The following is a 26,737-nucleotide window of genomic DNA, read 5'->3' on the forward strand; positions in this document are numbered from 1 at the left end:
ACGATGCTCCGGTGGCCACCTACCTCGCCTTCCTGCGCGCGATCAACCTGGGCGCCAGACGGAAGTTCCCCAAGGACGCGATCCGTGCCGCCGTCGAGTCCGCGGGTGGGACCGGGGTGCAGACCTACATCAACACCGGCAACGTGCTGCTCACCAGTGGACTCGGCTCGGGCGCGGAGGTGGAGCAGGCACTGGAGGCCGCCTTCCTCGCGGACCGGGGCTTCGAGGTGCCGACGATCGTCTTCGAGCCCGACGAGCTGGTCGCGGTCGCCGAGCACGCCGACCGGCTGTGGACCGAGCTGGGGGAGCCGGCCGCGCACTACGTCACCCTGCTCAAGGCGCCCGCGCCGCGCGAGGCGGTCGAGGCGCTGCGGGACAGGTCGGTGGCCGGGGAGCAGCTCGTCGTGGCCGGACGAGCCGCGCACCTGGTGCTGCAGCACGGCTACCACGAGTCCAAGCTCGCCGGGAGCGCCGCGATGGGCAAGCTGGGCGTGGGGACCGCGCGCAACGTCAACGTGGTGCGGACGCTGGCCGAGCGCTGGTGCCGGTGATCGCCCGGGTGCCGCTCACTCCCCGGAGAAGCGGGGCGGCCGCCTCTCGCTGAACGCCGCCATCCCCTCTGCCGCGTCGTCGGTGCGCAGCAGCAGCGACTGACCCCGGCGCTCGGACTCCAGCGCCGCCTCGAGGTGGTGCAGGGCGGCGGCGTTGACCGCGCGCTTGGTGGCCGCCTGGGCCAGGGGCGCGCCCGCGGCCAGCCGACGTACCAGAGCGTCCACGGTCTCGGCGAAGGCGGCGTCCTCGCACAGGTGGGAGACCAGGCCGGCGGCGTACGCCTCGGGGCCGGACAGCGGCTCGGCGAGCAGCGCCATCCGCATCGCGCGGGGCCGGCCCACGGCGGCGGTCACCGTCGCGGTGGCACCGCCGTCGGGCATCAGCCCGACCCGGGCGAAGGCGAGCAGGAAGGAGGCCGACTCAGCAGCGACGACCAGGTCGCAGGCCAGCGCCAGGGAGCACCCGACACCGGCCGCCACACCGTCGACGGCTGCCACCACGGGCTGGTCGCAACGCACCACGGCACGGACCAGCCGGTTGGCCCGGTCCAGGGCGGAGACGTCCAAGCTCTCGTGGGCGTCGGTCCCCGACAGGTCGGCGCCGGTGCTGAAGGCCCCGCCGGCGCCGCTGATCAGCACCGTCCGGACGTCGTCCCGGCTGGACAGGCCCTCCAGGGTCGCGGTGAGGTCGTCGACCATCGGCGCCGTCAGGGCGTTGAGCACCCGCGGGCGGTTGAGCACCACCCGGAGCACCGAGCCCTGGAGGTCCACCTCCAGGTCACCCAAGGAGCACCCCGGCGCCCGTCATCTCCTCCAGCGCGGCCGCCGTCGTCGCGGGCGCCACCCCGGCGCAGAGCTGGGGCAGCACCCGGGTCGTGAACCCCTGGGCGACCGCGTCCAGCGCGGTGGCCCGCACGCAGTAGTCGGTGGCGATGCCGCAGATGTCGACGGCGCTCACCTGGCGCTCGCGCAACCACTGCGCCAGCGGTACGCCGTCCACGTCGACGCCCTCGAAGCCCGAGTACGCGGCGGCGTGCTCGCCCTTGCGGAAGATCGCGTCGAACGGACCGGGATCCAGGTTGGGGTGGAACTCCTCGCCGACGGTGCCCACCTCGCAGTGCACTGGCCAGGAGTCGACGAAGTCCGGCTCGCTCGACCAGTGGGCTCCGGGGTCGATGTGGTGGTCCTTGGTGGCTACCGCGTGGGAGTAGTCCGGTGCGTCCGGCAGCCGCTGCTGCCAGCGCTGGAGCAGGGCCGACACCTCGGTGGCGACCTGGACCCCGCCGGCCACGGCGAGCGATCCGCCCTCGCAGAAGTCGTTCTGGACGTCCACGACGATGAGTGCGCGTGTCATGGCAGGCAGGCTAGTCGGTGCCCGGGCGGTTGCCGCGGAAGTGGTGAGCTGATGCGCCTGACGATGCCCCGGAGCAGCATCAAGTCCCCAGTTGCCTCGGGGCGAGCCGGACCGATAGCCGCGCCCGGCCCGAGGGGGCGAAGCAGGACTCGCGGAGCAGCGCGTGCCAGGCCCGGACCCGACCGGGGTCGTGGCGCCGTCCGAGGGAGGCGTCCGCGTCCCGTAGCACGGTGATCGCCCGGTGCAGCACGTCGTCGGCGGTGTAGCCGCGACGCACCCAGCCGGCCCGCTCCAAGTGACGGGCCCGGCGCAGGTCGCGACGCTGCTGGTCGGGCGCCAGGTGGTCGCCGCCGTCGTACTCGTGGAGCGTCCTGGTCCCGCGCAGCCGCAGGTCCCCACGGGCCACGAATGTCCCGTCGGCGTCGTGGATCACGTGCTGCGGCTCGACCTCCACATCCAGGGTCGTGTGGAGGGCTCGGAGCAACGTCTCCCACGGCGATTCCGAGCGGTCGTCCGCCCGATCCAGCACGCGGCGGAGCAGGGGCGCGCCCCGGCGACGAGCGGAGGCCACCGCGCGGAGCTGGTCGAGGCTCGCCGCGCCCCGGTGCAGGGCGGAGTCGACCAGCACCAGCACGTCGAGCTCGGCGAGGTCACGGCTGGCCGCCAGGATCGTCTCCGCCGGCGGGTCGACCGGCAGGTCGCGCCAGGAGCACGGTGGCGCGAGCGTCGAGGGGCGCAACACCCGGAGGCCGGGTCGCTGCGGGCGGGACTCGTCCGGCGACTCCGCGACCAGCACCGGCAGGCCGTCTGGGAGCGGGGGCAGCCACAGGCCGTGCAGCCGGGCGGCGGTCAGGTGCGTGAAGCGGGCCGAGCCGGGAAGCACGCACGCCCAGGCCCGCAGGTCGGCGGGGAACGGGTCTGCGGTCGTACGCCGGTGCACGCCCCGGGTCACCGGGACCCACCCGACCCCGGCCCGCTGGCCGCTGGAGGTGCGCCGGATCTCGTCCATCCCGGCAGCCTCGTGGGGATGAGGTACGGCGCGCCGAGTCGGTGCCTGATCCTGTGCACTGCGGGCGGAACTGGCGACTTGGTGACGGCTAGCGGCCTCAGTCCGACATCAAGTCGCCAGTTCCCAGTCGGCCGCGGCGTCAGGCGTCGAGGTGGAGGGTCTGGATGGCCGGCTCACCCTTGCTCAGCTGACGCGCCGGGAGCGGCAGCTCCTCCCGGCTCGCCAGGTGCCGGGCCCGAGCCGCGGCCAGCGGCTCCCGGCCGACGACCTTGCCGTCGCGGATCAGCGGGACGAGCAGCGCGCGGTCGTCGCCGTCGTTCACCGGGGCCTGGCCGATGCCGATGACCTCTGCCTCGGCGGTGCCCCGGGCGTTGCGGCGGCGCAGGGCGAACTTGCGCCCGCCGACCGAGATCTTGTCCTTGCTCTTCTTCGCCACCGACACCATCCGCCCGGCGTCGTCGGCCCGGCTGACGAGCTTGTAGACGAAGCCCGAGGTGGGGTGCCCTGAGCCCGTCACCAGCTGGGTCCCCACGCCGTACCCGTCGACGGGCGCCGCGGCCAGACCGGCGATCGCGTACTCGTCGAGGTCGCTGGTCACCACCACCCGGGTGCCCGTGGCGCCCAGGGAGTCCAGCTGGCGGCGGACCTGGTGGGCCAGCACGCCGAGGTCGCCGGAGTCGATGCGCACCGCCCCCAGCGAGGGGCCCGCGACCTCGACGCCCAGCCGCACCGCCTCGGCGACGTCGTAGGTGTCCACCAGCAGCGTCGTGCCCTCGCCGAGGGAGGCCACCTGGGCGCGGAAGGCCTCCTCCTCGGTGTCGTGGAGCAGGGTGAAGCTGTGCGCCGAGGTGCCGGTGGTGGGGATGCCGTAGCGCTGGCGCGCGGCCAGGTTGGAGGTGGACTCGAAGCCCGCGACGTACGCCGCCCGGGCGGCGGCCACGGCGGCCTCCTCGTGGGTGCGTCGGGAGCCCATCTCGATGCAGGGACGTCCCTGCGCCGCCCAGGTCATCCGGGACGCCGCCGAGGCGATGGCGGAGTCGTGGTTGTAGATGGAGAGGAACAGCGTCTCCAGCAGCACGGCCTCGGCGAAGGTGGACTCCACGACCACCAGCGGGGAGTAGGCGAAGTAGGTCTCGCCCTCGGGATAGCCCCAGACGTCGCCGTTGAAGCGGAAGTCGGCGAGCCAGTCCAGCGTCTGCTGGTTGACCACGTCGTCCTCCCGCAGCACCGCGAGCGCCTCGTCGTCGAAGCGGAAGCGCTCGAAGGCGTCCAGGGCGCGCCCCACGCCCGCGACCACGCCGTAGCGGCGGCCCTCGGGGAGTCTGCGGCCGAAGAGCTCGAAGACCGAGCGTCGCTCGGCGGTCCCGGCCGCCAGAGCGGCCTGCACCATGGTCAGCTCGTAGTGGTCGGTGAGGAGGGCCGTCGAGGGCCCTGGCGCGTAGGACGTCACGGCGCCAACGTACCCAGTCAGGGCCTGTGCCACGATGAAGCCGTGTCTGCTGCCAGCCCGGTCGAGGTCGAACCCGACCTCTCGACCGACGAGAACGTCCTCCTGGACAAGCCCTGGGTGACCATCGTGTGGAACGACCCGGTCAACCTGATGTCCTACGTCACCTACGTCTTCCGCAAGTACTTCGGCTACGACAAGGCCAAGGCCGAGCGGCTGATGATGGAGGTGCACGAGGACGGCCGGTCCGCGGTCAGCACCGGCTCCCGCGAGGAGATGGAGCGCGACGTCCAGGCCATGCACGAGTACGGCCTGTGGGCCACGATGGAGCGGGCGACATGAGCGGCTTCACCAGGCACCGGCGAAGCGGCGCCGCGATCGCCAACTTCACCGGCTTCGAGGCCGACCTGCTGCGCTCGCTGGCCGCCCAGCTGGTCGAGCTGCTGCGCAACGAGCGCGCGGTGCCGGTCGAGGGCGCCGACCCGCTGGAGGCGATGCTGGACTTCTCCGGTCCCACCACGGAGCCCGAGGACCCGGTGCTCAAGCGTCTGTTCCCCACCGCCTACGCGGACGACGAGGAGGCGGCCGGGGAGTTCCGGCGCTTCACCGAGGGAGCCCTGCGTGACGGCAAGGCCGCTGCCGCGATCAGCGTCATCGAGGCCCTCGAGGAGGCCGGGCTGCCGGCCGAGCTGGACGAGGACGGGCTGATGATCGACGTGGAGCTCGCCGAGCCCCAGGCCGAGACGTGGCTGCGCAGCCTGACCGACATGCGGCTGGCCATCGCCACCCGGCTCGAGATCCAGGAGGGTGACGAGGAGTTCTGGCACACGCTGCCCGAGGAAGACCCCCGGGGCCAGGCGCACGACATCTACGAGTGGCTGGGCTACCTCCAGGAGACCCTGGTGGAAGCGCTCACCTCATGAGCGCTCGGGTGGAGCTGCCGTGACCCCGGTGCCGGAGTTCGTCCTCGAGGTCCGCACGATGATCGGTCATCACCCGCTCTGGCTGCCCGGCGTCACCGCGGTGATCACCCGCGAGACCCCGGACGGTCGGGAGATCCTGCTGGTACGGCGTAGCGACGACGGCACCTGGACCCCGGTCACCGGGGTGGTGGACCCCGAGGAGGAGCCCGCGGTCTGCGCGGCCCGCGAGGCCCTGGAGGAGACCGGGGTGGTGATCTCGGTCGACCGGCTCGCCAGCGTCTCGGTGCTCCCGGAGGTCCGGTACGCCAACGGCGACCGGGCGGCGTACCTCGACCTCACGTTCGCCTGCACCTGGGTCAGCGGCGAGGCGCACGTGGCCGACGAGGAGTCCACCGACGTGCGATGGTGGCCGGTCACCGCGATGCCGGCGATGAGCGCGCACATGAGCGCCCGGGTCGCGGCCGGGCTGTCGACCGAGCGCGAGGCGCGGTTCCTGCGCTGATCCGCCGCTGATCAGCCGCTGTGCGTGGTGACGCCGTACCGCGCGCGGGAGGCCAGTGCCCAGCGGGCGGCCGGGACCGAGACCAGCGAGACCCCCACCATCAGGCCCGCCAGCATCAGCCAGCCGCGCTCGCCCTGGTCGACGCAGAAGAAGGCCACCAGCGGTGGCCCGACGACGTTCATGATGCTGAACCCCAAGCCGGCGAAGCCCTGGTACTGCCCCTGGCGCTCGTGCGGGGCCAGCCCCATCTGCAGTCCCCACTGGCCGCCGGAGCCGATCATCTCGCCCACGACGTGGACCAGGGAGCCGGCGACCAGGACGGTGATGGCGAACGCCGGACCGCCACGGTCGGCGAGGCCGAAGAGCGCGAAGCCGCCGGCGATGAACATCGAGCCGCGGACCAGGGCCCGCGCGCCGGCCTCCACCGAGTCGGCGCGCCGGGACAGGCGCACCTGGAACACCGCGACCAGCGCGGTGTTGAGGATGAGCAGCAGGGACACCATCACCGCGGGCGCCTCGGTGCGCTGGGAGATGTAGAGGGCGAGCCCCAGCTCCACGATGATGAAGTGCAGCGAGAAGATCCCGGTGATGGTGACGATCACGACGTAGGGCAGGTCCCGGATGACGGCCAGCCGCGGTTCGCCCTTCACGTGGGGGCGGGCCGGGATGTGGGGAGGCGGGTGGTGTTCCAGGCCGCGAACCCGGTGAACACGGCGTTGAGCACGAAGACGGCCACGTAGGCCTCGGTGCGGTCGACCGTCAGGGCCAGGCCCCCGCACACGGCGCCCAGCCCGATGGCGGTGTTGGTGACCGCACGCAGGTAGGCCTTGAACAGCACGCCCTTGCTGCCGCGGGCGATCTGGGCGATCACCCCCTGCTGGATGGCGCTCGCGGAGCGCTCGAAGAGGGCCAGCACCCCGAGCAGCACCGCGAGGGCGAGCGGGCTGCGCGCCAGCACCGGGGGAGCGGAGAACAGGGCGGAGCCGGTGAGGGTGAGCAGCAGCATCCGCCGGGGACCGCGGGTGTCACCGAGATGACCGGCCGGGACCTGGACGAGCATGCCGACGATCCCGGCCGCGGACATGGCGAACGCGACCTCGGCGGCCGAGAAGCCGACCTGACGGGTGAAGTAGAGGGCGCTGGTGGTGATGACGGCGCCGGCGCCGAACCGGTTCGCGAAGCTGCTCAGGGCCAGGATCCGCAGGTCCGGGTCGACCGGCACGCCGCGGCGGGTCAGCGGCTGGGAGGTGGAGGGGGTGGTCGTCACTGTCCTGCCGATCTCGAAGGTATCTCGACGTCAAGATATATCACCCGCTCCGCCGGGAAGAGCGCCCGGTGGCGGGCCGCACGCGGGGCTAGTCTGGGGAGGATGCGACAGGACGACGGCCTGCTGCGCCTGACCTGGCTGGGTCACTCCACCGTGGTGATCGACCTGGCCGGCGTACGCCTGGTCACCGACCCCCTGCTGCGTCGGCACAACGGCGTCCTGCGCCGGCGGGGCCCCCAGCCGCAGCCTCGCCAGTGGGCCGGGACCGACGCCGTACTGCTCTCGCACCTGCACCTGGACCACGCCGAGGTGAGGTCGCTGCGCAAGCTCCCGGGCGTGCCCGTGCTCACCGGCAGCCGCAATGCCCGCTGGGTCTGCGGGCAAGGGCTGCGCGGCGTGGGTGCCGAGGACTGGACCGACGTGGGGCCGGTGCAGGTGCGCCTGGTCCCGGCGGTGCACCAGGGCAGGCCCCTGCCGCACCGCCCCAACGATGCCAACGGGCACCTCGTGCGCTCGGAGCGCACCACGCTGTGGTTCGCCGGCGACACCGCCCTGTACGACGAGATGGCGCAGCTGCCGGAGATCGCGGGCGTCGACCGGTTGGACGTCGCGATCGTGCCGATCGGTGGTTGGGGGCCGCGCCTGTCCAGCAACCACATGGATCCGGCGCAGGCGGCCCGGGCGTGCGCGACGGTCCGGGCCCGGCATGCGCTGCCCGTGCACTGGGGCACGCTCCATCCTCCGTTGCTGGGCTCGTGGGGCGACTGGTTCGAGCGTCCCCTCGGCGCGTTCGAGTCAGCGGTCGCCGACCTGGCCCCCAGTGCCGGGTGGTCCGGCTGGTGCCCGGCGGGACCTGGTCGCTGGACACCGACCGCCGCGCCTGAACCCCGGCGCTGCCCCGACAGCCGCAGGAAGCCCAGCAGCACCTGGTGCAGCTCGTCGGCACCCTCGATGCGCTCGGGAGCGGACTCCACCAGGTCGCACGGCGCGAGCAGGACGCCGCGATCCTGCCAGCCGCCCAGACCGCCGTGCGCGCCCACGAGCTCCTCGAAGGCCGCGACCTCGAGGGTGTCGGGGTCGAGCGAGCTGTTGACGTACAGGTCCGGGGCTTCTGGGCGGAGCACCGTGCGGGCCAGCACCCGACGAGCGTGCTCGCCGAAGCCCTGCAAGGGATCGTCGCCGGCGACTGCGCCGGTGACGAGGTTGCACCGCCCGTGCCTGCCGTAGGCCCACGCCACGCCTTCGTCGTCGATCCCCGCGACGAAGCCCACTCCCGGGTGCTGGCAGAGCCCGGGCAGCAGGCCCGGCCAGCGCCGCGCGAGGCCATCGGTGCTGACCCGGACGTCGCCTGGCACGTAGAGGAGCCCCAGGTTGCCCGATCCCAGGACGACCAGGTGGTCCGGTGACCCCGCGGTGTCCTGGAGCTCGCGGTCCAGACGTTCCTGGGCCGGCGCCGCGAGACGCCCGGAGACTCCCTCGTCGCCCATGTCCTGCACCAGCGTCCGCGCCCTGCCCCAGCCCTCCTCGTCGGACTGGTAGGCGTGGACGTCCTCGACGATCAGCTGCGCGCAGACCGCCGACAGGTCGGTGCCGTACCGGTCGGCGAACGGCTGCCCCTGTGACTGGCCGTGGTCGGAGAGGACGACGATCCGGTAGCCCCGGGAGGCCTGGGCGGCGAGCAGCTCCAGCTGCGCCAGCATCCGGTCCAGGCCCTCGAGCGAGGCCAGCGACTCGTGCCGGAAGATCCCTGCGTGGTGGGCGATCTCGTCGTAGTCGACGTAGTCGGCGTAGATGACCTTCGTGCCCCGGAGCATCTCCTCAGCGATCAGAGCGGTGTTGAGGTCGCGGAGCAGGGCGTTCGTCACTGCACGCAGCAGCGCGAAGGTCCAGCTCCGCGGCACCCGGGGCTCCAGCCGCAGGCGCTTCTGCCGGCGAGCCTGCCAGCGCTCCTTGACCACCTCGCCGACCGTGCGGGTGAGGCTCCGGGCGAACCCGGTCGGTGTGAGCATGAACCACGCCAGGGCCCGCTTGGTCTGCCTGGACCCCCGGCTCTGGCTCGCCGTGCTCATGGTGAGCAGTGCGTTGGGTGCGTCCCCCGAGAACAGGTTGGAGATGGAGACGCCGTCCTCGCACAGGAGTCCTTCTCCGTTGCTCGCGCGCTCCTCGATGATCCGCGCGTCCGCGGGGTGGTTGGCGACCAGGACCCGGCCCAGCTCCCGGTCGTACCACCGGAATCCGGGGACGCCGGCGACGGTGCCGTGCAGGATGCCGAGCTGGCTGGCGGGGGTGGTGCAGGGCAGCTGGGCGGTCCACTCGCGCAACCGGTAGTCGCCCGAGGTCACCCAACGGCGGATCGTGGGCAGGCCACCGGCCTGCACCGCCCAGCGCAGCACCGGGAACGGCACGCCGTCCAGCTGGACGATGACGACACCGTCGACCTCGGGGTCCGGTATCGCCACGGCACGACTGCGCCGCGCCAGCGCGGTGGTCAACGACTCGTCGGTGCCGGCGCTCACCGCGTAGGCGACCAGCGTCCCACCGGCGGCGCTGATCCAGCTCGCCACGAAGGCGGCCTGGAAGGTCGCGGTGATCCCCGGCACCGTCATCATCGCGGCGTGCATGACCACTGCCTGGCTCACGAAGGCGACCGGCACCACCAGCAGCCAGCCGACGCGGACGGTCACCTCCACCAGGATCGGCCGCACCACCAGGCCGATGACCCCGCTGATGGCACTGACCGCGAGCAGGCTCCACACCGAATCGGCCGCGAAGTCAGACTCCAGCGCGTCCGCCAGCGCCAGGGTCAGGGTGGAGACCAGCCAGCCGAACAGCAGCCGTCCCAGGTCGGCGGCGGTGATCCGCGCTCGAGGAGCAGACCTGGCTTCGCTGGCCATACCGCCTCCCGAGTCACTGCTCCCCAGCAGCGTACGGGCGCAGGTGAGTCCCGCACAGGGTCGTGCGACCGATAGGATCCCCAGCGTGCTGACCATCGACCGGGCCATCCGCGACGCCATCGTCGCGCACGCCAAGCGGGACCATCCCGACGAGGCCTGCGGCATCGTGGCCGGCCCCGAGGGCAGCGACACCCCGGTGCGGCTGGTCGAGATGGTCAACGCCGCGGGGAGCCCCACGTTCTACGAGTTCGACTCCACCGAGCTGCTCGCGCTCTACAAGCAGATGTGGGACGCCGACGAGGAGCCGGTGATCGTCTACCACTCCCACACCGCCACCGAGGCCTACCCCAGCCGGACCGACATCGGGCTGGCCAGCGAGCCCGGTGCCCACTACGTGCTCGTCAGCACGGCGGAGCACGGGAATAACGACGGCCCTGTGGAGTTCAGGTCTTACAGGATCGTGGACGGCGCCGTCACCGAGGAAGAGGTGCGCGTCCTCGACCCCACCAACACCGACCAAAACCCAGCAACGCCGAGGAGCAACGACTGATGGCCATCGAGGTCCGGATCCCCACCATCCTGCGCACCTACACCGATGGAGCGAAGGCGGTCACCGGCGAGGGCGAGACGCTGTCGGCGCTCATCGAGAACCTCGAGGCCAGCCACCCCGGCATCGCCGACCGGCTGCTCGACAACGGTGAGCTGCGTCGCTTCGTCAACGTCTACATCAACGACGAGGACGTCCGCTTCATCGGCGGGCTCGAGGCCAAGCTGAGCGACGGCGACCAGGTCGTCGTGCTGCCCGCAGTCGCCGGGGGCTGACCGGCGTGTCCGACCGTCGCACGTTCGTCCTCGTCGACGGGGAGAACATCGACGCGACGCTCGGCAACTCCCTGCTCGGACGCCGTCCCCTCCCCGAGGAGCGCCCCCGCTGGGAGCGGGTGACCGACTACGCCGAGAACCTGTGGGACCAGCCGGTCACCGGGCTCTTCTTCCTCAACGCCAGCGGCGGGGGACTGCCGCAGACGTTCATCCAGGCGCTGCTGGCGATGCGCTACCGTCCCATCCCGCTCTCCGGGGGACCGGACGAGAAGGTCGTCGACATCGGCATCCAGCGCACGCTGGACGCGCTGCTCGGCCGGGACGACGACGTGCTGCTGGTCAGCCACGACGCGGACTTCGCCGACCACCTGGCCCCGCTGATCGACGGCGACCGGCGGGTCGGCGTGGTCGCCCTGCGCGAGTACGCCAGCAACCGCTTCGACGAGCTCGACCTGTCCTTCCACGACCTCGAGGACGACGTCGCCGCGTTCAACGTCCCGCTGCCTCGCGTGCGCGTCATCCAGCTCGCCGACTTCGACCCGAACCTCTTCCTGCGCTGAGCGACGACGCCTGACGAAAGGCCTTCTCTCCACATGCGTTACGACAACCTGCTGTCCTCGGTCGGCAACACCCCGCTGATCGGGCTGCCGCGGCTCTCGCCCAGCCCCTCGGTGCGGCTGTGGGCCAAGATGGAGGACCGCAACCCGACCGGCTCCATCAAGGACCGTCCGGCGCTGAAGATGATCGAGGTGGCCGAGCGCGACGGCACCCTGCGTCCCGGCTGCACCATCCTGGAGCCCACCAGCGGCAACACCGGCATCTCACTGGCCATGGCGGCCAAGCTCAAGGGCTACCGCATCGTGTGCGTGATGCCGGAGAACACCTCCGTCGAGCGGCGTCAGCTGCTGCAGATGTGGGGGGCCGAGATCGTCTCCTCGCCCGCGGCCGGCGGCTCCAACGAGGCGGTCCGGGTCGCCAAGGGCCTGGCGGCCGAGCACCCCGACTGGGTGATGCTCTACCAGTACGGCAACCCCGCCAACGCCCTGGCGCACGAGGAGGGGACCGGTCCCGAGCTGCTCGCGGACCTGCCCGAGATCACCCACTTCGTGGCGGGCCTGGGCACCACCGGCACCCTGATGGGGGTCTCGCGGTTCTTCCGCGCCGCCAAGCCCGAGGTCAAGATCGTGGCTGCCGAGCCGCGCTACGGCGAGCTCGTCTACGGGCTGCGCAACCTCGACGAGGGCTTCGTCCCCGAGCTGTACGACGCCTCGCTGATCGACTCCCGGTTCAGCGTGGGGCCCCGCGACGCGGTACGCCGGGTCCGGGACCTGCTGGAGCTCGAGGGCATCTTCGCCGGGGTCTCCACCGGGGCGATCCTGCACGCCGCACTGGGTCAGGCCGCCAAGGCGGTCAAGGCCGGGGAGTCGGCCGACATCGCCTTCGTGGTGTGCGACGGCGGCTGGAAGTACCTGTCCACCGGGGCCTACGAGGGCACCGTGGGCGACGCCGAGGACCGGCTCGAGGGCCAGCTCTGGGCCTGATCGCCCTGCGGACGCCGGCCGCCGCGTCTAGAGTCGGAACCCATGAGGTCCCGCGTCCTGATGCTGCCGGTTGCCGCTCTGCTCTCCCTGCTGGTCGCGGTGGTCGTCGCGGGTTCGGGGATGCCCGCCTCCGGGGCCGCGACACCGGGTGCGCTGCCCACCCCGGAGCCCACCCCGACCCTGGTGCCCACGGAGGTGCCGACCCCGGTGCCCACCCAGAGCGTCACCCCGGTGCCGCTCACCGAGCTGGTCAACGTCCGTGCGCCCCGGGTGCGGGGTGAGGCGCGGTGGACCCGCACCTTGCGCGCCGTCCCCGGTGACTGGAACCCGCGGCGCACCCGGACCCGCTTCCAGTGGCTGCGCGAGGGGGAGCCGGTCCGCGGGGCGCGGGCCCGGCGCTACCGGATCCGGCCCGAGGACGTCGGCTCACGGCTCAGCGTCCGGGTCCGCGTCAAGGCGCCCGGGCTGGCCTGGACCGAGGCCGTCTCGGCGCCCACCGACCGGGTGCGCCACCGCGTCGGCGTACGTCGGGTGGTCACCTACGACGTCCAGACCCGCGGACGGGTGGTCGCGGACCTCAGGGCCTTCCAGGGCCTGGCCCAGGCGACGTACGACGACCCGCGCGGGTGGCGCAACGGCGGGGTGGCGTTCCGCCGGGTCGCCCACGGCGGCCAGTTCACCCTGGTGCTCGCCGAGGCAGCTCAGGTGGCCGCGTTCTCGCCGGTGTGCAGCAGCACCTGGAGCTGCCGGGTGGGGCGCTACGTGGTGATCAACCAGGACCGCTGGCAGCACGCGTCGCCGGCGTGGAACGCGGCCGGGCTGAGCCTGCGCGACTACCGGCACCTGGTGGTCAACCACGAGACCGGTCACTGGCTGGGTCGCGGCCACCGGGGTTGTCCGGGGCGGGGCCAGCGGGCCCCGGTGATGATGCAGCAGTCCAAGGGGACCCAGGGGTGCACCTTCAACCCGTGGCCCACCCCCTCGGAGCTGTGAGGTCGTCCGGCGGGCTCGGCTCCGCTAGGGCGCGACGGGCGGGGTGACCTCGAGGTCCTGGCCCGCGTCGTGCTCGCTGCCGGGGACCGGGGGCAGGCCCAGCAGGTCCAACGACAGGTTGGCCAGCATGCCGTTGCGCACCGGCTGGCGCGCCGCTGCGTAGGAGGGCTGGCGGCGGCCCGGGTCGGCGTACGTCGGGTTGAGCTCGTAGAGGTCGGACCCGGCGGGCACGCCGGGTCCGCGGACCAGGAACGGGATCCGGTAGTTGGCCACGCTGGTGGCCACGCTGTGGCGCGCGCCCTTGCCCCCGTGGTCGGCGGTGACCAGCAGCGCCAGGTCCTGGCTCAGCGCCGGCGAGCGGTCCACGGCGCGCAGCACCCGGCCCACCAGGCGGTCCACCCGACGTACGGCGGCGAGGTAGCGCGGGCCCATGAACCCGTGCTTGTGGCCGGCGACGTCGGGCAGCGAGAGGTGCAGCATCCGGAAGGAGCGCTCCTGGGCGAGGTCGGCGATCAGCTCCGTGACCAGGACGCCGTTGCCCTCCTCGATGACGGTGTCCTTCAGGGCGAGGGGCCAGGACCGCTTCCAGAGCAGGAACTTGGTCTTGCTGGCGAAGAGGGCAGGCCGGCCCCCGGCGCGGTTCACCACGGTGAACACCGACTCCACCGGACGGCCCGAGGCCGCCTGCACCGTGGCGGGCCGCTTGCGGTCGTCGTTCCAGATGACGCCGTGGCCGCCGGTCCGGGCCGTGATCCGGCGGCCGGTGACCATGCCGGTGTGGTTGGGCAGGGTGACCGTGAGCTCGACCTCGGTGCGCGCGTTCAGCGTGGACGCGCCCTCGTCCATGATGCGGTGCAGGTTCGGGGTCCCGGCCCGGCCCAGCCGGGTGAGCGCGTTGGGGTTCAGTCCGTCGATCGAGACGGCCAGGACCGTCGTGGCCTCGGCGTCGGACTCGACGGTGCGCGCGGCCGTGCCCCGGTCGGGCAGGTGCGACCTGGTCGGGGTCGCGCCCGCGGTGCTGCCGAGGCCGGCGGTCAGGAGCAGCGCGGCGCCCAGGGCGGTCAGGCGGGCGGTGCGCGGGCGGCGATCGGCGGCGGAGCGGGAGACGGTGAGGAGGGTCACTCGAGCAGGGTAGTCGGGTCCCGGTCGCGCTGTGACGGGGACGACTGTGATGTGGGTCCCGAGTGGGTGATTCGGCGACGGGGACGCCCTAGCCTTGCTCCTTGTGCCTACCGAACCCTCCGTCGACGCGCCCATCGGCATCTTCGACTCCGGCTTCGGAGGACTGACCGTCGCGCGGTCGGTGATCGACCAGCTGCCGCACGAGTCGATCATCTACGTCGGTGACACCGCCCGGCAGCCCTATGGTCCCAAGCCGATCGGCGAGGTGCGCGAGTACGCCCTGGAGTGCCTGGACCACCTGGTCTCGCTCGGGGTCAAGGCACTGGTCATCGCCTGCAACTCTGCCTCGGCCGCGATGCTCCGCGACGCCCGCGAGCGCTACGACGTACCCGTGGTCGAGGTGATCTACCCGGCCACGCGGCGGGCGGTCGCAGCCAGCCGCACCGGACGGATCGGGGTCATCTGCACCCAGGCCACCGCCGACTCCATGGCCTACGACGACGCGTTCGCCGCCGCGCCGCACGTCTCGCTCTTCACCCAGTCCTGTCCGCGGTTCGTGGACTTCGTGGAGTCCGGGATCACCGGCGGCGACGAGCTGCTGCGGGTCGCGCACGGCTACCTCGACCCGCTGGTCTCCGAGGGCGTGGACACCCTGATCCTGGGCTGCACCCACTACCCGCTGCTCACCGGCGTGATCTCCTACCTGATGGGCGGGCAGGTCACCCTGGTCAGCTCGGCGGAGGAGTGCGCCAAGGACGTCTACAAGATGCTGGTCACTCACGGCCTGATGCGCGACAGTGGCGAGGCTGCGTACACCTTCCTCACCACGGGTACTGCCAGTGAGTTCGAGACCATCGGACGGCGGTTCCTCGGCCCGGAGCTGCGCGCGGCACAACAGTTCGTCGGAGGGATGGCATGAGGCTCACAGTCGTCGGGTGCTCGGGGTCCTATCCGGGGCCGTACTCCCCGGCCAGCTGCTACCTGGTGGAGGCCGAGCACGACGGCCGCACCTGGCGGATCCTGCTCGACCTGGGCAACGGGTCGCTGGGCGTGCTGCACCGCTACGCCGACCCGCTCACCATCGACGCGGTGATGCTGACCCACCTGCACGCCGACCACTGCATGGACCTGTGCGGCTACCACGTGATGCGCAAGTACCACCCGCTGGGCGCCCAGCCCCGGATCCCGGTCTGGGGTCCCAGCGGCACCGCGGAGCGAATGGCTCGCGCCTACGACCTGCCGCTGGTCCCGGGCATGTCGGACGAGTTCGACTTCCGCACCTGGGGGAGTCGATGCGCTTCGGGCCCTTCGAGGTGGAGGCGATCGCGGTCAAGCACCCGGTGGAGGCCTTCGCCCTGCGGGTCAGCGCCGACGGTGCGGTGCTGGCCTACAGCGGCGACACCGGAGTCTGCGCGGGCCTGGACCGGGCAGCGTCCGGCGCCGACCTGTTCCTGGGGGAGGCATCCTTCCAGGAGGGGGCCGACAACCCGCCCGACCTGCACCTGACCGGCCGGGAGTGCGGTGAGGTGGCGACCCGGGCCGGGGTGCGCCGACTGGTGCTGACCCACGTGCCGCCCTGGCACGACCCGCAGGTCGCGCTCAACGAGGCCAAGCAGACCTACGCCGGTCCGTCCCAGCTGGCCCTGGCCGGCGACGTCTACGAGATCACCGCCGACTGAGGCTCCCCGGCGGCTCGCAGGACCGGAGGACGGCACGCCGCCCTGGGGCAGGGTGACCGGCGCCACGCGCTGATACGGCAGGATGTCGCGCATGATCTCTGTCCAAGGCCTCTCCAAGTCGTACGGCGACTTCACCGCCGTCGACGACGTGTCCTTCACCTGTGAGCCCGGTCGGGTCACGGGCTTCCTCGGTCCCAACGGTGCCGGCAAGACCACCACGATGCGAATGATGGTCGGGCTGACCAACCCGTCGAAGGGCACGACCTCCATCGGCGGCATGCGCTACGCCGACATCCCCAACCCCGGCCGCCACGTCGGCGTCCTGCTGGACGCCTCGGCGCAGCACGCCGGGCGCACGGGGCGCGAGGTGCTCACCGTGGCGGCCCGCACCATGGGCCTGCCGCAGTCCCGCGTCGAGGAGATGCTGGCGCTGGTGAGCCTGACGGAGTCGGAGTCCAAGCGCCGGGTGCGCAACTACTCCCTGGGCATGCGCCAGCGCCTCGGCATCGCCAGCGCGCTGCTCGGCAACCCCTCGGTGCTGATCCTGGACGAGCCGGCCAACGGACTGGACCCGGCGGGCATCCACTGGATGCGCGGCCTGCTGCGCAGCTATGCCGAGCGCGGCGGCACCGTGCTGCTCTCCAGCCACCTGCTCAACGAGGTGGAGCTGATCGCCGACGAGATGATCCTGATCGGGCACGGCAAGATCGTGGCCCAGGGCGACAAGCGGACGCTGCTCGCCTCGGCGGGCGGCGGTGGCACCTTCGTGACCGGGCTGGACAACCAGCACCTCGGCGCCGCCCTGCAGGGCGCGGGTCTGGCCCACGTCGCCGCCGGCGACGGCTTCCGGGTCGACGTGGAGCCGGTGGTTGTGGGCCGGCTGGCAGCAGACCAGAAGATCGTCCTGACCGACCTCCGCGCGGTCGACGGCGGACTGGAGAAGCTCTTCCTGGAGCTCACCTCCGACACCCAGCGCGACCAGTTCTCGGAAGGAACCAAGGCATGAGCGCCACCACCGCCTCCCACACCCTCGACGTCTCGGGCACGCGCCGGACCCCGTTCACCAGGCTGGTCTCGGTGGAGCTGCGCAAGATGGCCGACACCCGGGCCGGCATCTGGCTGCTGGCCGCGATCGCGCTGATCACGGTCGCGATCATCCTGATCGTCTTCTTCAACACCGACCCGTCCGACCGCACCTTCTTCAACTTCATGGGTGCCACCTCCACCCCGCAGGGGTTCCTGCTCCCGGTGCTGGGGATCCTGCTGGTCACCAGCGAGTGGAACCAGCGCACCACGCTGACCACGTTCACCCTGGAGCCGTCCCGGGTGCGCGTCATCGCGGCCAAGACGGTCGCGGCGACGATCTTCGGCCTCGGGGCCATCGTGGTGGCGTGCCTGATCGCGCTGGTGGCCGCCCTGGTGGGGGGAGCGAACGACGCCTTCCGCGACATCGCCGCCGACGACTTCGGCAAGTTCGCCATCCTGCAGCTGCTCGCGGTGCTCCAGGGGGTGGCCTTCGGCGTGCTGTTCCTCAACTCCGCGGCGGCGATCGTGGCCTACTTCGTGCTGCCCATCGCGTTCACCGTGGTCGCCCAGTTCTGGGGCACCCTCAACGAGATCGCCGCCTGGGTGGACCTCGGAACCGCCCAGGTGCCGCTGTTCAACGACGGTGGCATGACCGGCGAGGAGTGGGCCCAGCTGGGGTCGGTCACCCTGCTCTGGGTGGTGCTCCCGTTCGCGGTCGGCCTGTGGCGGGTGCTGCGCTCGGAGATGAAGTAGCCCAGGGCTGCGGCTGTCGGCCCGGGCCCATAGGGTCGTGGGCATGACTTCGAACAGCACCCCCACCGAGAGTGCCGCTGCTCGCGCCGACGGCCGCGCCGACGACGAGCTCCGCCAGATCACCTTCACCCGCAACTGGCTGGACCACCCCGCGGGGTCGGTCCTGGTGGAGTTCGGCCGTACTCGCGTGCTGTGCGCGGCGTCGGCGTCGGTGGGGGTGCCGCGCTGGCGCAAGGGCTCCGGACTGGGCTGGGTCACCGCTGAGTACGCGATGCTCCCCGCCGCCACCAACACCCGCTCGGACCGCGAGTCGGTCAAGGGGCGGATCGGCGGCCGCACCCACGAGATCTCCCGGCTCATCGGCCGCTCCCTGCGGGCAGTCATCGACTACCAGGCGCTCGGGGAGAACACGATCCAGCTGGACTGCGACGTGCTCCAGGCCGACGGCGGCACCCGCACCGCCGCCATCACCGGGGCGTACGTCGCGCTGGCCGACGCCGTGGCCCACCTGCGCTCGACCGGTGCGCTGACCGGCGAGCCGCTGACCGGCTCGGTGGCCGCGGTCAGCGTGGGCATCATCGACGGCGTCCCGCGCCTCGACCTCCCCTACGAGGAGGACGTCCGCGCCGAGACCGACATGAACATCGTGATGACCGGCGAGGGCAAGTTCGTCGAGGTGCAGGGCACCGCCGAAGGGGCGGCGTTCGACCGCGCCGAGCTCGACGCGCTGCTGGGCCTGGGGGAGAAGGGGTGCGCCGACCTCACCCGCATGCAGCGCGAGGCGCTGGCCCTGCCGCTGCCCGGGGGTCGCAGTGCCTGAGGTCTTCCTGGCCACCCGCAACGCCAAGAAGCTGCAGGAGATGCAGCGGATCCTGCGCGAGCACGTGCCGGACATCGTGGTGCTCGGTCTCGACGACGTCCCGGCGTACGACGAGCCGGTGGAGGACGAGCCGACCTTCGAGGGCAACGCCCTGCTCAAGGCGCTCACCGCGGTCGCGGTCACCGGTCGTCCCTCGATCGCCGATGACAGCGGGCTGTGCGTGGACGCGCTCAACGGGATGCCCGGGGTGCTCTCCGCACGCTGGTCCGGGCCGCCCAAGAGCGACGAGCGCAACAACGAGCTGCTGCTCGCCCAGCTCGAGGACGTGCCCGACGAGCGCCGGGGCGCCCACTTCGAGTGCGCGGTGGCGTTCTGCCTGCCCGGTGGCCCCGAGCACGTGGTGCGCGGCCGGATGGACGGTCGGATCATCCGCGAGGTCCGGGGAGCGGGCGGCTTCGGCTACGACGTGCTCTTCGTCGCCGACGAGCACGCGGACGCCGGTCTCACCAGCGCCGAGCTCGACCCGGCCGAGAAGGACCGCATCTCCCACCGGGGCAAGGCGCTGCGGGCGCTGGCGCCCCTGGTGGCCAAGACTCTCGGCTGATCTCGCCGTCGGAGTCGCTCAGACGGGCGCCGGCGTCGGCTCCTCCGCGCGGATCCGGCGGGAGATCCAGGCTCCCCAGAGCGCGGCGAACACGAACATGATGATCGAGTAGACGGCCGCCGGCACCGAGGCCTCGGTGGCGTCGAGCACCTCCACGGCCATGAAGATCGCCAGCGTGGAGTTGTGCACCCCGATCTCCATGGACGATGAGATGGACTGGGCGCCGTTGACACCCAGGGCGCGCGGCACGGCGTACCCGACGCCGAGGCTGATCGCGCAGAAGAGTGCGGCGGCCAGTCCGATGTCAGCCACGTAGCCGGTGACCTCGGAGCGCTGGTTGACCAGGATGCCGACCACCAGCACCGCCAGGATGACGGCGGAGCCGATGCGGACCGGGCGGTCCATGGCGGCGGCGAACTCGGGGCTGCGGACGTGCACCAGCATGCCCAGGCCCACGGGGAGCAGGATCAGTGCGAAGACCTTCACGATCTCCACCAGCGGCATCTGCACGTCGTCCTGGCGGTCGTAGTAGGCGATCGCGGCGCCGGTGATCAGCGGCAGGGTGATGATCGCGACGACCGTGTTGATGGCGGTGAGCGAGATGTTCAGCGCTACGTCACCGCGGAAGAGGTGGCTGAACAGGGCGGCCGTGGTGCCGCCGGGGGAGGCAGCCAGCAGCAGCATCCCGATCCCGAGCAGGGCGGGCAGGTCCAGCAGCACCACCAGGCCGAAGCAGATCAGCGGCAGCAGCACCAGCTGGCACGCCAGGGCGATGGTGACCACCCGGGGGTTGCGCACCACCCTGCGGAAGTCGCCGGGCGTCAGGGCGAGGCCCAGGCCGAACATGATGATGCCGAGGGCGATCGGCAGGCCGATGGTGGTGAGCGCAGAATCCATGACCGGAACGTAGTGGCATGGCTCACACCGGCGATAGGGGTCCGGCCCGGTGTCTCGCGTGCGCTCAGGTCTGCCCGCGTCGGGGTCGGGTGCCGAAGGCGGGACTCGAACCCGCACGCCCTAGAGCACAGGTACCTAAAACCTGCGTGTCTGCCAGTTCCACCACTTCGGCTGTGCCGCTGAGTCTAGGGATGACCGTCAGTGCGTCCCGTGCCCAGGTGGGCACGGGACGCCACGGCTCAGTCCAGCGCGAGGTCGCGGCGCAGCTTGGCGACGTGGCCGGTGGCCTTGACGTTGTACTGCGCGAGGGCGACCTTGCCCTCGGGGTCGACGACGATGGTGGAGCGGATGACGCCCTGGACGACCTTGCCGTAGAGCTTCTTCTCGCCGAAGGCGCCGTACTCGGTGAGGGTCTGCTTCTCCGGGTCCGAGAGCAGGGTGATCGTGAGGCCGTCGCGCTCGCGGAACTTGGCCAGCTTCTCCGGCTTGTCCGGCGAGATGCCCACGACCTCGTAGCCGGCCGCCTGCAGGGAGTCCAGGGAGTCGGTGAAGTCGCAGGCCTGCTTGGTGCAGCCCGGCGTCATGGCCGCGGGGTAGAAGTACACGATGACCGTGCGGCCGCGCAGGTCCGCCAGCGAGACCTGCTCACCGGTGTCGGAGGTCAGGGTGAAGTCGGGGGCGGGGTCACCGGGGGAGAGGCGCGGGCTCAACGGGGCTCCTTGTTGCGAATAAGTCGCAATAACGTAGGGTGGATGGCATGCATGTTCCCGACGGATTCCTCGACGCCCCCACGTCGGTGGCCACCGGCGTCGTGGCCGCCGGCGGTGTGGCGATCGCTCTCAGGGGCGCCCGCCGCGAACTCGACGACCGTACCGCCCCCATGGCCGGACTCGTCGCGGCCTTCGTCTTCGCGGCCCAGATGATCAACTTCCCCGTCGGTGCCGGGACCAGCGGCCACCTGATGGGTGGCGCTCTGGCCGCCGTGCTGGTCGGTCCGTGGACCGCGGTGCTCTGCCTGAGCGTGGTGCTGCTGGTGCAGGGCCTGCTGATGGCCGATGGCGGCATCACCGCCCTGGGCACCAACATCACCCTGATCGGACTGGTCACCGTCGTGGTCGGTTGGTTCGTCTTCGTCGCGCTGCGCCGGGTGCTGCCCAAGCGTCCCGCGCTGGTCGCACCCGCCGCCGCGGTGGCCGCGTTCCTCAGCGTCCCGGTGGCGGCGGCGGTCTTCACCCTGCTCTTCGTCATCGGCGGCACCGCGCCCGTGGAGGGCGCGACGGTGCTGAAGGCGATGGTGGGCTGGCACGTCGTGATCGGCATCGGCGAGGCGGTGATCACCGGCCTGGTCGTCGGCAGCGTCGTGGCGGTGCGGCCCGACCTGGTGTACGGCGCTCGCCCACTGGTCGCCGGCCGCACCCTGGAGATCCGGGACGCGGAGGCGCGCTCATGAGCCGCCGGTCCTTCTACGTCGTCTCCCTGCTGGTCGCGCTCCTGGTCGCCGGGTTCGCCAGCTACTACGCCAGCGCCCACCCCGACGGCCTGGAGTACGTCGCGGAGCAGACCGGCTTCCTGGACACCGCCGAGGAGGAGCACGCCGCCTCGGACAGTCCGCTCGCGGACTACCAGACCACCGGGATCGACAACGAGCGCCTCTCCGGCGGTATCGCCGGGGTGGCCGGCGTGCTGCTGGTCCTGGTGGTCTCCGGCGGCCTCTTCCTCGCGCTGCGCCGCCGCGGCGACGACGAGTCCCAGCACACCGAGCCCCAGCACACCGAGCCGAGCTGAGCGCGGTGGGCGCCGGGCACGGCCACCTGCTGCACTACCACGGCCACAGCGTGGTGCACCGGGCTCCGGGGCACGTCAAGGTCGTGGCGCTGGTGGCCTTCATGCTGCTGGTGGTCGCCACCCCGCGGGAGTGGCTCTGGGCCTTCGGCGTCGAGGCCGCGGTGCTGCTGGGCGTGGTGGCGCTGTCCCGGGTCCCTGCCGGCTACCTCGCGAAGCGGATGGTGGTCGAGGTGCCGTTCGCGGTCTTCGCGCTGCTGGTGCCGTTCGTCGCGACCGGGCCGCGCACCGAGCTGCTGGGGCTCAGCGTCTCCGAGACCGGCCTCGTCGCCGCCTGGGGGCTGCTGGTCAAGGGCACCCTGGGCGTGCTCGCCTCGCTCACCCTGGCTGCCACCACGGAGCCCGAGGAGCTGCTGCGTGGCCTGACCCGGCTGCGGATGCCCGACCTGATCGTGCAGATCATGGGGTTCATGATCCGTTACCTCAGCGTGGTCATCGGCGAGCTGGGACGGATGATGACCTCGATGCGCTCCCGCGGCGCGGACCCGCGGTGGCCGCGGCACTGGCCGATGCTGGCGCGCTCCCTGGGAGCGCTGTTCATCCGCTCCTACGAGCGCGGCGAGCGGGTCCACCTCGCGATGCTCTCGCGCGGGTACGACGGGAGGCTGCCCCGATGAGCGCCCCCGTCCTGGACGTGCAGGGACTCGCCTACGCCTACCCCGACGGCCACCAGGCGCTCTTCGGGGTCGACCTGCACGTGCACTCCGGCGAGCGGGTGGCGCTGCTGGGCCCCAACGGTGCGGGCAAGACCACCCTGGTGCTGCACCTCAACGGCATCCTCACCGCTGGGGCGGGCCGAGTCGCGGTCAGCGGCCTGGAGGTCTCCAAGCCGCACCTCGCCGAGATCCGGCGGCGGGTGGGCATCGTGTTCCAGGACCCCGACGACCAGCTGTTCCTGGGCAGTGTGCGCGCCGACGTGGAGTTCGGGCTGCGCAACATGGGGGTCCGTGGGTCAGCCCTGGACACCCGGGTGATGGCAGCCCTGGACCAGGTCGGGATGGCCGACTTCGCCGACCGTCCACCGCACCACCTCTCCTTCGGCCAGCGTCGACGGGTCGCCCTGGCGACCGTGCTGGTGATGGAGCCGGAGATCCTGGTGCTGGACGAGCCGAGCTCCAACCTGGACCCGGCGAGCCGTCGAGAGCTGGCCGACATCCTGCGCTCGCTGGAGGTGACGGTGCTGATGGTCACCCACGACCTGCCCTACGCCCTGGAGCTGTGCCCGCGGTCGGTGGTGCTCAGCGACGGCGTGGTGGTCGCCGACGGGTCGACGTACGACGTGCTGACCGACGACCAGCTCATGGCTGCCCACCGGCTGGAGCTCCCGTTCGGCTTCGACCCCCGCACCATTGGTAGCCTTCCCAGGTGACCAACGACGCCTCCGCGCTCGAGCGCGAGATCGAGATGACCCGGGACCGCTTGGCCGGCACCATCGACCAGCTCCTCTACCGGGCACACCCCAAGACCATCGTCAACCGCGAGGTCACCTCCATCAAGGCGCACTACGTCGACCTCGACACCGGTGCGCCCCGCACGGACAACATCCTCAAGACGGTCGCCGGCATCGCCGGGTTCGTGCTGGTCTTCGCGGTGATCCGCAAGATCGCCCGTGACTGAGGGGCTCGACGTCAAGGCTCCCATCAAGATGCTCCACGACCGGCTGCTGGTGGAACAGGACAGTGAGGCGGGGGAGCGGCGTTCCTCCGGCGGCATCGTCATCCCGGCGACCGCGGCGATGGGTGCGCGGCGGCTCGCGTGGGCACGGGTGGTCGCCGTCGGTCCCCAGGCGCGTGCGGTGGAGCCCGGTGACCGGGTGCTCTACGACCCGAGGACAAGGCCGAGGTCGAGGTCAGCGGCGAGGTGTACGTCGTGATGCGTGAGCGCGACGTGCATGCGGTGGCCGCGGAGCGGCTGCAGGCAGAGGCGACCGGCCTCTACCTCTGAGCGCCGTCCCGCATCGCGCGGTAGACGGCCCGGGTCGAGACGGCGGTGCGCAGCTCGTCGGTGACGTCGGTGAAGAACTGGCGCCGGTAGGCCTCGTCGGTGACGGCGTACACGGCGAAGTAGAGGCCGGAGAACGCGGCGAGGAACACCGCGACCCGGACCAGCTCCCAGGAGATCGCGCCGAGCGCGGGCGTGGGGTCGGTGCCCACCCAGTTGGCCGCGACCTCGTCGGGGATGGCGACGATCCCGAAGCCGATGAAGAAGACGAAGACCGCCACGCTCAGCAGCAGCACCTGGATGGCCTGCGCGGCCAGCAGCACCAGGATCAGGTTGGCTCGCTCCAGCCGCGACGGTGACGCCACGGCCGTGCCGATGCCGACTCCGCGGGACCAGGCGGCGAACGGGGTGCCGGCGCAGGCCTCCTCGATGCGGGAGGGGTCGAGCTCCGCGGTGAAGGCGTCGAGCTCCTCGGGCAGCCGGGAGGCCAGGAAGCCCACGGCCGCCGCGGCGAAGCCCAGCACCGCGGTCCACATGACTCCTCCGGAGAGCCGGGCCGCGACCTCCCAGACCTCGGCGTTGATGAAGAGGAAGGTGATGAAGAGCATCAGCATCGGCAGGGCCCGCGCTACCAGCGGAATCATCAGCTCCAGCGAGGAGAGGGTCTTGCGGACCGCCCACCGCAGCCAGAGCCGGACCTGCAGCGTGGCCAGGGCATAGAGGCCGAGGACGACTCCGGCCGACGTCAGCGCCGCGGCCGCCCCGGTGTAGCGATCGGAGACCAGCGCGCCGACGATGAACGCCGTACCGGCCACCAGGACCGAGGCCGCCAGGACGGCCCGCAGCCGCCCGCGGCCCAGACCGTGCGAGACCCGGGCGCGTACGTCGTCGACGAAGTAGGGGAGCCCGTGGCCGAGGAACCACTGCTCGGCGGTGGTCATGTGGGTCGGCGTCGGTGTCGTGCTCATCGTCGAGCAGTCTTCCTCACAGGGGCAGGTGGACGCTGAACGTGGTGCCGGCGTCCACCTCGGACTCGACCTCGATGTGCCCGCCGTGACTCTCCACGATGGCCCGCACGATCGAGAGGCCCAGTCCGGTGCCCTGGATCTGGCGTTCCTGCGCCAGGCTGGTGCGGAAGAACTGGGAGAACAGCTTGCCGAGGTCCTCGGCGGGGATGCCGTGTCCGGTGTCGGAGACGCTGAGCACGGCCCGGGAGTCGACCTGGCGCAGCCCGACGGTGACCTGCCCGGGCTGGGGCGTGAACTTCACGGCGTTGGACATCAGGTTGAGCATCACTCGCTCCAGCTTCTCGCCGTCGCCCCGGACGACGACCGGCCGGTCGCCCAGGTCCATCTCCAGGCTCAGACCGGCAGCGTGGACCCGAGGAGCGATGATCCGTTCCGCGCTCCGGACCATGGCGACCAGGTCCACCGGCGTGGTGGAGAGCTCCATGTCCACGGAGCGGAGCCGCGACAGCGTCAGCAGGTCGTCGATGAGGGAGAGCAGTCGTCGGCCGTTCTCGCCGATCCGCTCCATCGCGCCGTTCTGCAGGGGAGTGAGCTGGCCGTAGTCCCCGTCGTCGAGCAGCTCGGTGTAGCCGATGATGTTGGTGATCGGGGTGCGGAGCTCGTGGCTGACGTTGGAGACGAACGCGTCCTTGACCCGGTCGACCTCGCGGAGCTCCTCCAGGGCCGAGCGCTCGGCCTCCAGCTCCTCGACCACCACGCTGAGCTTGCTGTCGGCGACGGCGTCGGCGCGCGCCAGGGCCTGCTTGCGGCTGTCGACCCGGGCCCTGGTGCTGCTCAGGCTCAGCGCCACCACGGCGATGGAGCAGGTGATGAGGAAGAGCTGGACGAAGGCGATCTCCAGGTCCGGCGGCAGGTTGGTGCGGTGACCGGTCTCGGAGAACGGTCCCATCCCGTGGGCGGTGAACGTCATGGCGATCAGGCGCACCACGATCAGCTGGAGCAGGGTCTCCAGCAGCGCGAACCGGAGTCCGGCCCAGCCCATGACGGCGAGCACGAGGTAGGCGAAGGACGGTGTGTAGATGGCCCCGAAGACCACGACCGTCACGGTCAGCACCAGGATCCACTGCACCCAGCGCTCGAGGTTGCCCGCGAGGCTCGGGACCCTGAGGCGGTCCATCGCCAGCGGCAGCCACAGCAGCAGGGACGCCGCCTCGTTGATCAGCGAGCCGCCGGTGAGGGAGCGCAGGTCCTCCACCTCGGTGACGGACCCGGCGACGAACGTGGCCAGACCCACGACCAGCGCGCCGGCGACGGCGGCCACGATGATCCTCAGCAGGTCGCTCTCCGACCTCAGCTTGAGCGGACCGGCGTGCGCGCGGAGGATGGCGAGTGCCAGGACGGCGGCGACGACGGCGCCGAGGGAGTAGGCGATCGACTCGACCACCGACTGGCCCGTCCACCACAGGGCGAGCCCGGTGACGAGGGCAGCGAACGGGGCGACCCACCGCAGCTGGGCGGGTCTGACCTGGAGCAGAACCACGGCGAGCAGGCCCAGGGGATAGGCACCGAATCCTTCGGCGGCCTCGGGGCGCGCACGTCGGCACCCAGCCCGAGGGCGGTGCAGAGGGTCAGCAGGAGCAGCGCCCTGGTCATCCCGGACTTGGGCACGCTGCTCCCCTCGACGTCGTGCCACGTCGGCGCGCCCCCCAGCGCTGCATGGTTGACGACATAAGACCACGTACCGGGACACCTTCGGGGTGAGAATCGCAGAAAATGCCGATG

General features: G+C 71.8%; 33 protein-coding genes, 1 tRNA gene and 2 pseudogenes. 23 read left to right on the forward strand and 13 right to left on the reverse strand.

The genetic code is table 11. The features are described from left to right. Positions 1 to 11 precede the first annotated feature (11 nt). Entirely contained in the window at positions 12 to 551 is a 540-nt protein-coding gene (locus tag C0R66_RS05535; RefSeq protein WP_101523858.1) for a DUF1697 domain-containing protein, read from the forward strand. A gap of 15 nt (positions 552 to 566) precedes the next feature. On the opposite strand, the gene C0R66_RS05540 is transcribed toward C0R66_RS05535, so the two are convergent. The 4 genes from C0R66_RS05540 to C0R66_RS05555 form a co-directional block, all read right to left on the reverse strand. Next, positions 567 to 1,337: an enoyl-CoA hydratase-related protein gene (locus C0R66_RS05540; protein ID WP_101523859.1), complete on the reverse strand. Its 771-nt coding sequence runs from the start codon at positions 1,335 to 1,337 to the stop codon at positions 567 to 569. After that, positions 1,330 to 1,905, reverse strand: coding sequence for a nicotinamidase (locus tag C0R66_RS05545; RefSeq protein ID WP_101523860.1), 576 nt, complete (start codon positions 1,903 to 1,905; stop codon positions 1,330 to 1,332). The genes C0R66_RS05540 and C0R66_RS05545 overlap by 8 nt, the downstream gene beginning before the upstream one ends. 79 nt (positions 1,906 to 1,984) lie before the next feature. Beyond that, on the reverse strand, positions 1,985 to 2,914 hold the full coding sequence (locus tag C0R66_RS05550) for a hypothetical protein (protein WP_101523861.1): 930 nt from the start codon (positions 2,912 to 2,914) through the stop codon (positions 1,985 to 1,987). A 139-nt stretch (positions 2,915 to 3,053) separates the two neighbouring features. Continuing rightward, the gene (locus C0R66_RS05555) at positions 3,054 to 4,364 is read right to left on the reverse strand and encodes a nicotinate phosphoribosyltransferase (RefSeq protein WP_275888074.1); all 1,311 of its coding nucleotides are present in this window, start codon (positions 4,362 to 4,364) and stop codon (positions 3,054 to 3,056) included. Positions 4,365 to 4,406: 42 nt separating this feature from the next. On the opposite strand from C0R66_RS05555, the gene clpS reads away from it, so the two are divergent. The 3 genes from clpS to C0R66_RS05570 are packed head-to-tail and all read left to right on the forward strand — an operon-like array spanning position 4,407 to position 5,786. Then, complete coding sequence (gene clpS, locus C0R66_RS05560; RefSeq protein WP_101523862.1) at positions 4,407 to 4,703, forward strand: ATP-dependent Clp protease adapter ClpS; 297 nt, start codon at positions 4,407 to 4,409, stop codon at positions 4,701 to 4,703. Next, positions 4,700 to 5,284 carry a DUF2017 domain-containing protein gene (locus tag C0R66_RS05565; RefSeq protein WP_101523863.1) on the forward strand — a complete coding sequence of 195 codons (585 nt, stop codon included), beginning with the start codon at positions 4,700 to 4,702 and terminating at the stop codon, positions 5,282 to 5,284. Before clpS ends, C0R66_RS05565 begins: the two co-directional genes overlap by 4 nt. Positions 5,285 to 5,303: 19 nt before the next feature. Then, complete coding sequence (locus C0R66_RS05570; RefSeq protein WP_241901588.1) at positions 5,304 to 5,786, forward strand: NUDIX hydrolase; 483 nt, start codon at positions 5,304 to 5,306, stop codon at positions 5,784 to 5,786. Between the two features lie 11 nt (positions 5,787 to 5,797). On the opposite strand, the gene C0R66_RS05575 is transcribed toward C0R66_RS05570, so the two are convergent. Further along, on the reverse strand, positions 5,798 to 6,436 hold the full coding sequence (locus tag C0R66_RS05575; protein ID WP_101523864.1) for an MFS transporter: 639 nt from the start codon (positions 6,434 to 6,436) through the stop codon (positions 5,798 to 5,800). Then, the gene (locus C0R66_RS05580; RefSeq protein ID WP_158647913.1) at positions 6,433 to 7,053 is read right to left on the reverse strand and encodes an MFS transporter; all 621 of its coding nucleotides are present in this window, start codon (positions 7,051 to 7,053) and stop codon (positions 6,433 to 6,435) included. Before C0R66_RS05580 ends, C0R66_RS05575 begins: the two co-directional genes overlap by 4 nt. 102 nt (positions 7,054 to 7,155) lie before the next feature. Between C0R66_RS05580 and C0R66_RS20230 the strand changes: the two genes are divergently transcribed. Next, positions 7,156 to 8,280 carry an MBL fold metallo-hydrolase gene (locus C0R66_RS20230; RefSeq protein WP_422385611.1) on the forward strand — a complete coding sequence of 375 codons (1,125 nt, stop codon included), beginning with the start codon at positions 7,156 to 7,158 and terminating at the stop codon, positions 8,278 to 8,280. Between the two features lie 395 nt (positions 8,281 to 8,675). Here the strand turns inward: C0R66_RS20230 and C0R66_RS20235 are convergent. Next, positions 8,676 to 10,112 (reverse strand): annotated as a pseudogene (locus C0R66_RS20235) (phage holin family protein); the annotation flags it as partial. On the opposite strand from C0R66_RS20235, the gene C0R66_RS05590 reads away from it, so the two are divergent. From C0R66_RS05590 to C0R66_RS05610, 5 genes are read left to right on the forward strand one after another with little or no spacing between them, the layout of a single operon-like run. Then, the gene (locus C0R66_RS05590) at positions 10,033 to 10,497 is read left to right on the forward strand and encodes a M67 family metallopeptidase (protein WP_101526069.1); all 465 of its coding nucleotides are present in this window, start codon (positions 10,033 to 10,035) and stop codon (positions 10,495 to 10,497) included. The pseudogene C0R66_RS20235 and the gene C0R66_RS05590 sit on opposite strands and share 80 nt — an antisense overlap. Beyond that, positions 10,497 to 10,769: a MoaD/ThiS family protein gene (locus C0R66_RS05595; RefSeq protein ID WP_101523867.1), complete on the forward strand. Its 273-nt coding sequence runs from the start codon at positions 10,497 to 10,499 to the stop codon at positions 10,767 to 10,769. The genes C0R66_RS05590 and C0R66_RS05595 overlap by 1 nt, the downstream gene beginning before the upstream one ends. A gap of 5 nt (positions 10,770 to 10,774) precedes the next feature. Beyond that, positions 10,775 to 11,329: an NYN domain-containing protein gene (locus tag C0R66_RS05600; RefSeq protein ID WP_101523868.1), complete on the forward strand. Its 555-nt coding sequence runs from the start codon at positions 10,775 to 10,777 to the stop codon at positions 11,327 to 11,329. Positions 11,330 to 11,362: 33 nt separating this feature from the next. Next, entirely contained in the window at positions 11,363 to 12,310 is a 948-nt protein-coding gene (locus tag C0R66_RS05605; protein WP_101523869.1) for a PLP-dependent cysteine synthase family protein, read from the forward strand. Between the two features lie 42 nt (positions 12,311 to 12,352). Next, positions 12,353 to 13,303 (forward strand): DUF3152 domain-containing protein, encoded by a 951-nt coding sequence (locus C0R66_RS05610; RefSeq protein WP_101523870.1) that lies wholly within the window; start codon positions 12,353 to 12,355, stop codon positions 13,301 to 13,303. 24 nt (positions 13,304 to 13,327) lie between these two features. Here the strand turns inward: C0R66_RS05610 and C0R66_RS05615 are convergent, their stop codons facing one another. Continuing rightward, positions 13,328 to 14,425, reverse strand: a complete 1,098-nt coding sequence (locus tag C0R66_RS05615) for an alkaline phosphatase family protein (protein WP_158647915.1) — start codon at positions 14,423 to 14,425, stop codon at positions 13,328 to 13,330. Between the two features lie 103 nt (positions 14,426 to 14,528). Between C0R66_RS05615 and murI the strand changes: the two genes are divergently transcribed. The 7 genes and pseudogenes from murI to rdgB all read left to right on the forward strand — a co-directional run bounded on the left by murI (position 14,529) and on the right by rdgB (position 19,307). Next, on the forward strand, positions 14,529 to 15,344 hold the full coding sequence (murI, locus tag C0R66_RS05620; protein WP_240311641.1) for a glutamate racemase: 816 nt from the start codon (positions 14,529 to 14,531) through the stop codon (positions 15,342 to 15,344). Further along, positions 15,341 to 15,598: pseudogene (locus C0R66_RS19885) on the forward strand (MBL fold metallo-hydrolase); the annotation flags it as partial. The gene murI and the pseudogene C0R66_RS19885, both read left to right, overlap by 4 nt. 119 nt (positions 15,599 to 15,717) lie before the next feature. Continuing rightward, positions 15,718 to 16,104, forward strand: coding sequence for an MBL fold metallo-hydrolase (locus C0R66_RS19890; RefSeq protein WP_277869163.1), 387 nt, complete (start codon positions 15,718 to 15,720; stop codon positions 16,102 to 16,104). A 91-nt stretch (positions 16,105 to 16,195) separates the two neighbouring features. Beyond that, entirely contained in the window at positions 16,196 to 17,110 is a 915-nt protein-coding gene (locus C0R66_RS05630) for an ABC transporter ATP-binding protein (protein WP_101523873.1), read from the forward strand. Then, the gene (locus C0R66_RS05635; RefSeq protein WP_101523874.1) at positions 17,107 to 17,883 is read left to right on the forward strand and encodes an ABC transporter permease; all 777 of its coding nucleotides are present in this window, start codon (positions 17,107 to 17,109) and stop codon (positions 17,881 to 17,883) included. The genes C0R66_RS05630 and C0R66_RS05635 overlap by 4 nt, the downstream gene beginning before the upstream one ends. Positions 17,884 to 17,926: 43 nt before the next feature. After that, on the forward strand, positions 17,927 to 18,703 hold the full coding sequence (gene rph / locus C0R66_RS05640; protein ID WP_101523875.1) for a ribonuclease PH: 777 nt from the start codon (positions 17,927 to 17,929) through the stop codon (positions 18,701 to 18,703). Next, complete coding sequence (gene rdgB, locus C0R66_RS05645; RefSeq protein ID WP_101523876.1) at positions 18,696 to 19,307, forward strand: RdgB/HAM1 family non-canonical purine NTP pyrophosphatase; 612 nt, start codon at positions 18,696 to 18,698, stop codon at positions 19,305 to 19,307. Before rph ends, rdgB begins: the two co-directional genes overlap by 8 nt. Before the next feature lie 18 nt (positions 19,308 to 19,325). Here the strand turns inward: rdgB and C0R66_RS05650 are convergent, their stop codons facing one another. The 3 genes from C0R66_RS05650 to bcp form a co-directional block, all read right to left on the reverse strand. Then, positions 19,326 to 20,204, reverse strand: a complete 879-nt coding sequence (locus C0R66_RS05650; protein ID WP_101523877.1) for a bile acid:sodium symporter family protein — start codon at positions 20,202 to 20,204, stop codon at positions 19,326 to 19,328. 90 nt (positions 20,205 to 20,294) lie between these two features. Then, positions 20,295 to 20,376 (reverse strand) — tRNA-Leu (locus C0R66_RS05655). Between the two features lie 67 nt (positions 20,377 to 20,443). Continuing rightward, positions 20,444 to 20,914 carry a thioredoxin-dependent thiol peroxidase gene (bcp, locus tag C0R66_RS05660; RefSeq protein ID WP_101523878.1) on the reverse strand — a complete coding sequence of 157 codons (471 nt, stop codon included), beginning with the start codon at positions 20,912 to 20,914 and terminating at the stop codon, positions 20,444 to 20,446. A 47-nt stretch (positions 20,915 to 20,961) separates the two neighbouring features. Between bcp and C0R66_RS05665 the strand changes: the two genes are divergently transcribed. The 6 genes from C0R66_RS05665 to C0R66_RS05685 are packed head-to-tail and all read left to right on the forward strand — an operon-like array spanning position 20,962 to position 23,919. Then, a complete protein-coding gene (locus C0R66_RS05665; RefSeq protein WP_199286835.1) occupies positions 20,962 to 21,654 on the forward strand; it encodes an energy-coupling factor ABC transporter permease in 693 nt (230 codons plus the stop codon). Beyond that, a complete protein-coding gene (locus tag C0R66_RS18955) occupies positions 21,651 to 21,989 on the forward strand; it encodes a PDGLE domain-containing protein (RefSeq protein ID WP_199286836.1) in 339 nt (112 codons plus the stop codon). Before C0R66_RS05665 ends, C0R66_RS18955 begins: the two co-directional genes overlap by 4 nt. Positions 21,990 to 21,994: 5 nt before the next feature. Further along, a complete protein-coding gene (gene cbiQ, locus C0R66_RS05670; protein WP_101523879.1) occupies positions 21,995 to 22,663 on the forward strand; it encodes a cobalt ECF transporter T component CbiQ in 669 nt (222 codons plus the stop codon). Continuing rightward, a complete protein-coding gene (locus C0R66_RS05675; protein WP_101523880.1) occupies positions 22,660 to 23,415 on the forward strand; it encodes an energy-coupling factor ABC transporter ATP-binding protein in 756 nt (251 codons plus the stop codon). The genes cbiQ and C0R66_RS05675 overlap by 4 nt, the downstream gene beginning before the upstream one ends. Then, positions 23,412 to 23,663, forward strand: a complete 252-nt coding sequence (locus tag C0R66_RS05680; protein WP_240311640.1) for a DUF3618 domain-containing protein — start codon at positions 23,412 to 23,414, stop codon at positions 23,661 to 23,663. The genes C0R66_RS05675 and C0R66_RS05680 overlap by 4 nt, the downstream gene beginning before the upstream one ends. Next, positions 23,656 to 23,919 (forward strand): GroES family chaperonin, encoded by a 264-nt coding sequence (locus C0R66_RS05685; RefSeq protein ID WP_479684920.1) that lies wholly within the window; start codon positions 23,656 to 23,658, stop codon positions 23,917 to 23,919. The genes C0R66_RS05680 and C0R66_RS05685 overlap by 8 nt, the downstream gene beginning before the upstream one ends. A gap of 61 nt (positions 23,920 to 23,980) precedes the next feature. Here C0R66_RS05685 and C0R66_RS05690 read toward each other — a convergent pair whose 3' ends face one another. Further along, on the reverse strand, positions 23,981 to 24,955 hold the full coding sequence (locus C0R66_RS05690) for a hypothetical protein (RefSeq protein WP_158647916.1): 975 nt from the start codon (positions 24,953 to 24,955) through the stop codon (positions 23,981 to 23,983). Positions 24,956 to 24,971: 16 nt separating this feature from the next. Then, positions 24,972 to 26,495, reverse strand: coding sequence for a sensor histidine kinase (locus tag C0R66_RS05695; protein ID WP_101523882.1), 1,524 nt, complete (start codon positions 26,493 to 26,495; stop codon positions 24,972 to 24,974). Positions 26,496 to 26,737: the final 242 nt, after the last annotated feature.

It is taken from the genome of Nocardioides houyundeii (genome assembly GCF_002865585.1).
Taxonomy (GTDB): Bacteria; Actinomycetota; Actinomycetes; order Propionibacteriales; family Nocardioidaceae; genus Nocardioides; species Nocardioides houyundeii.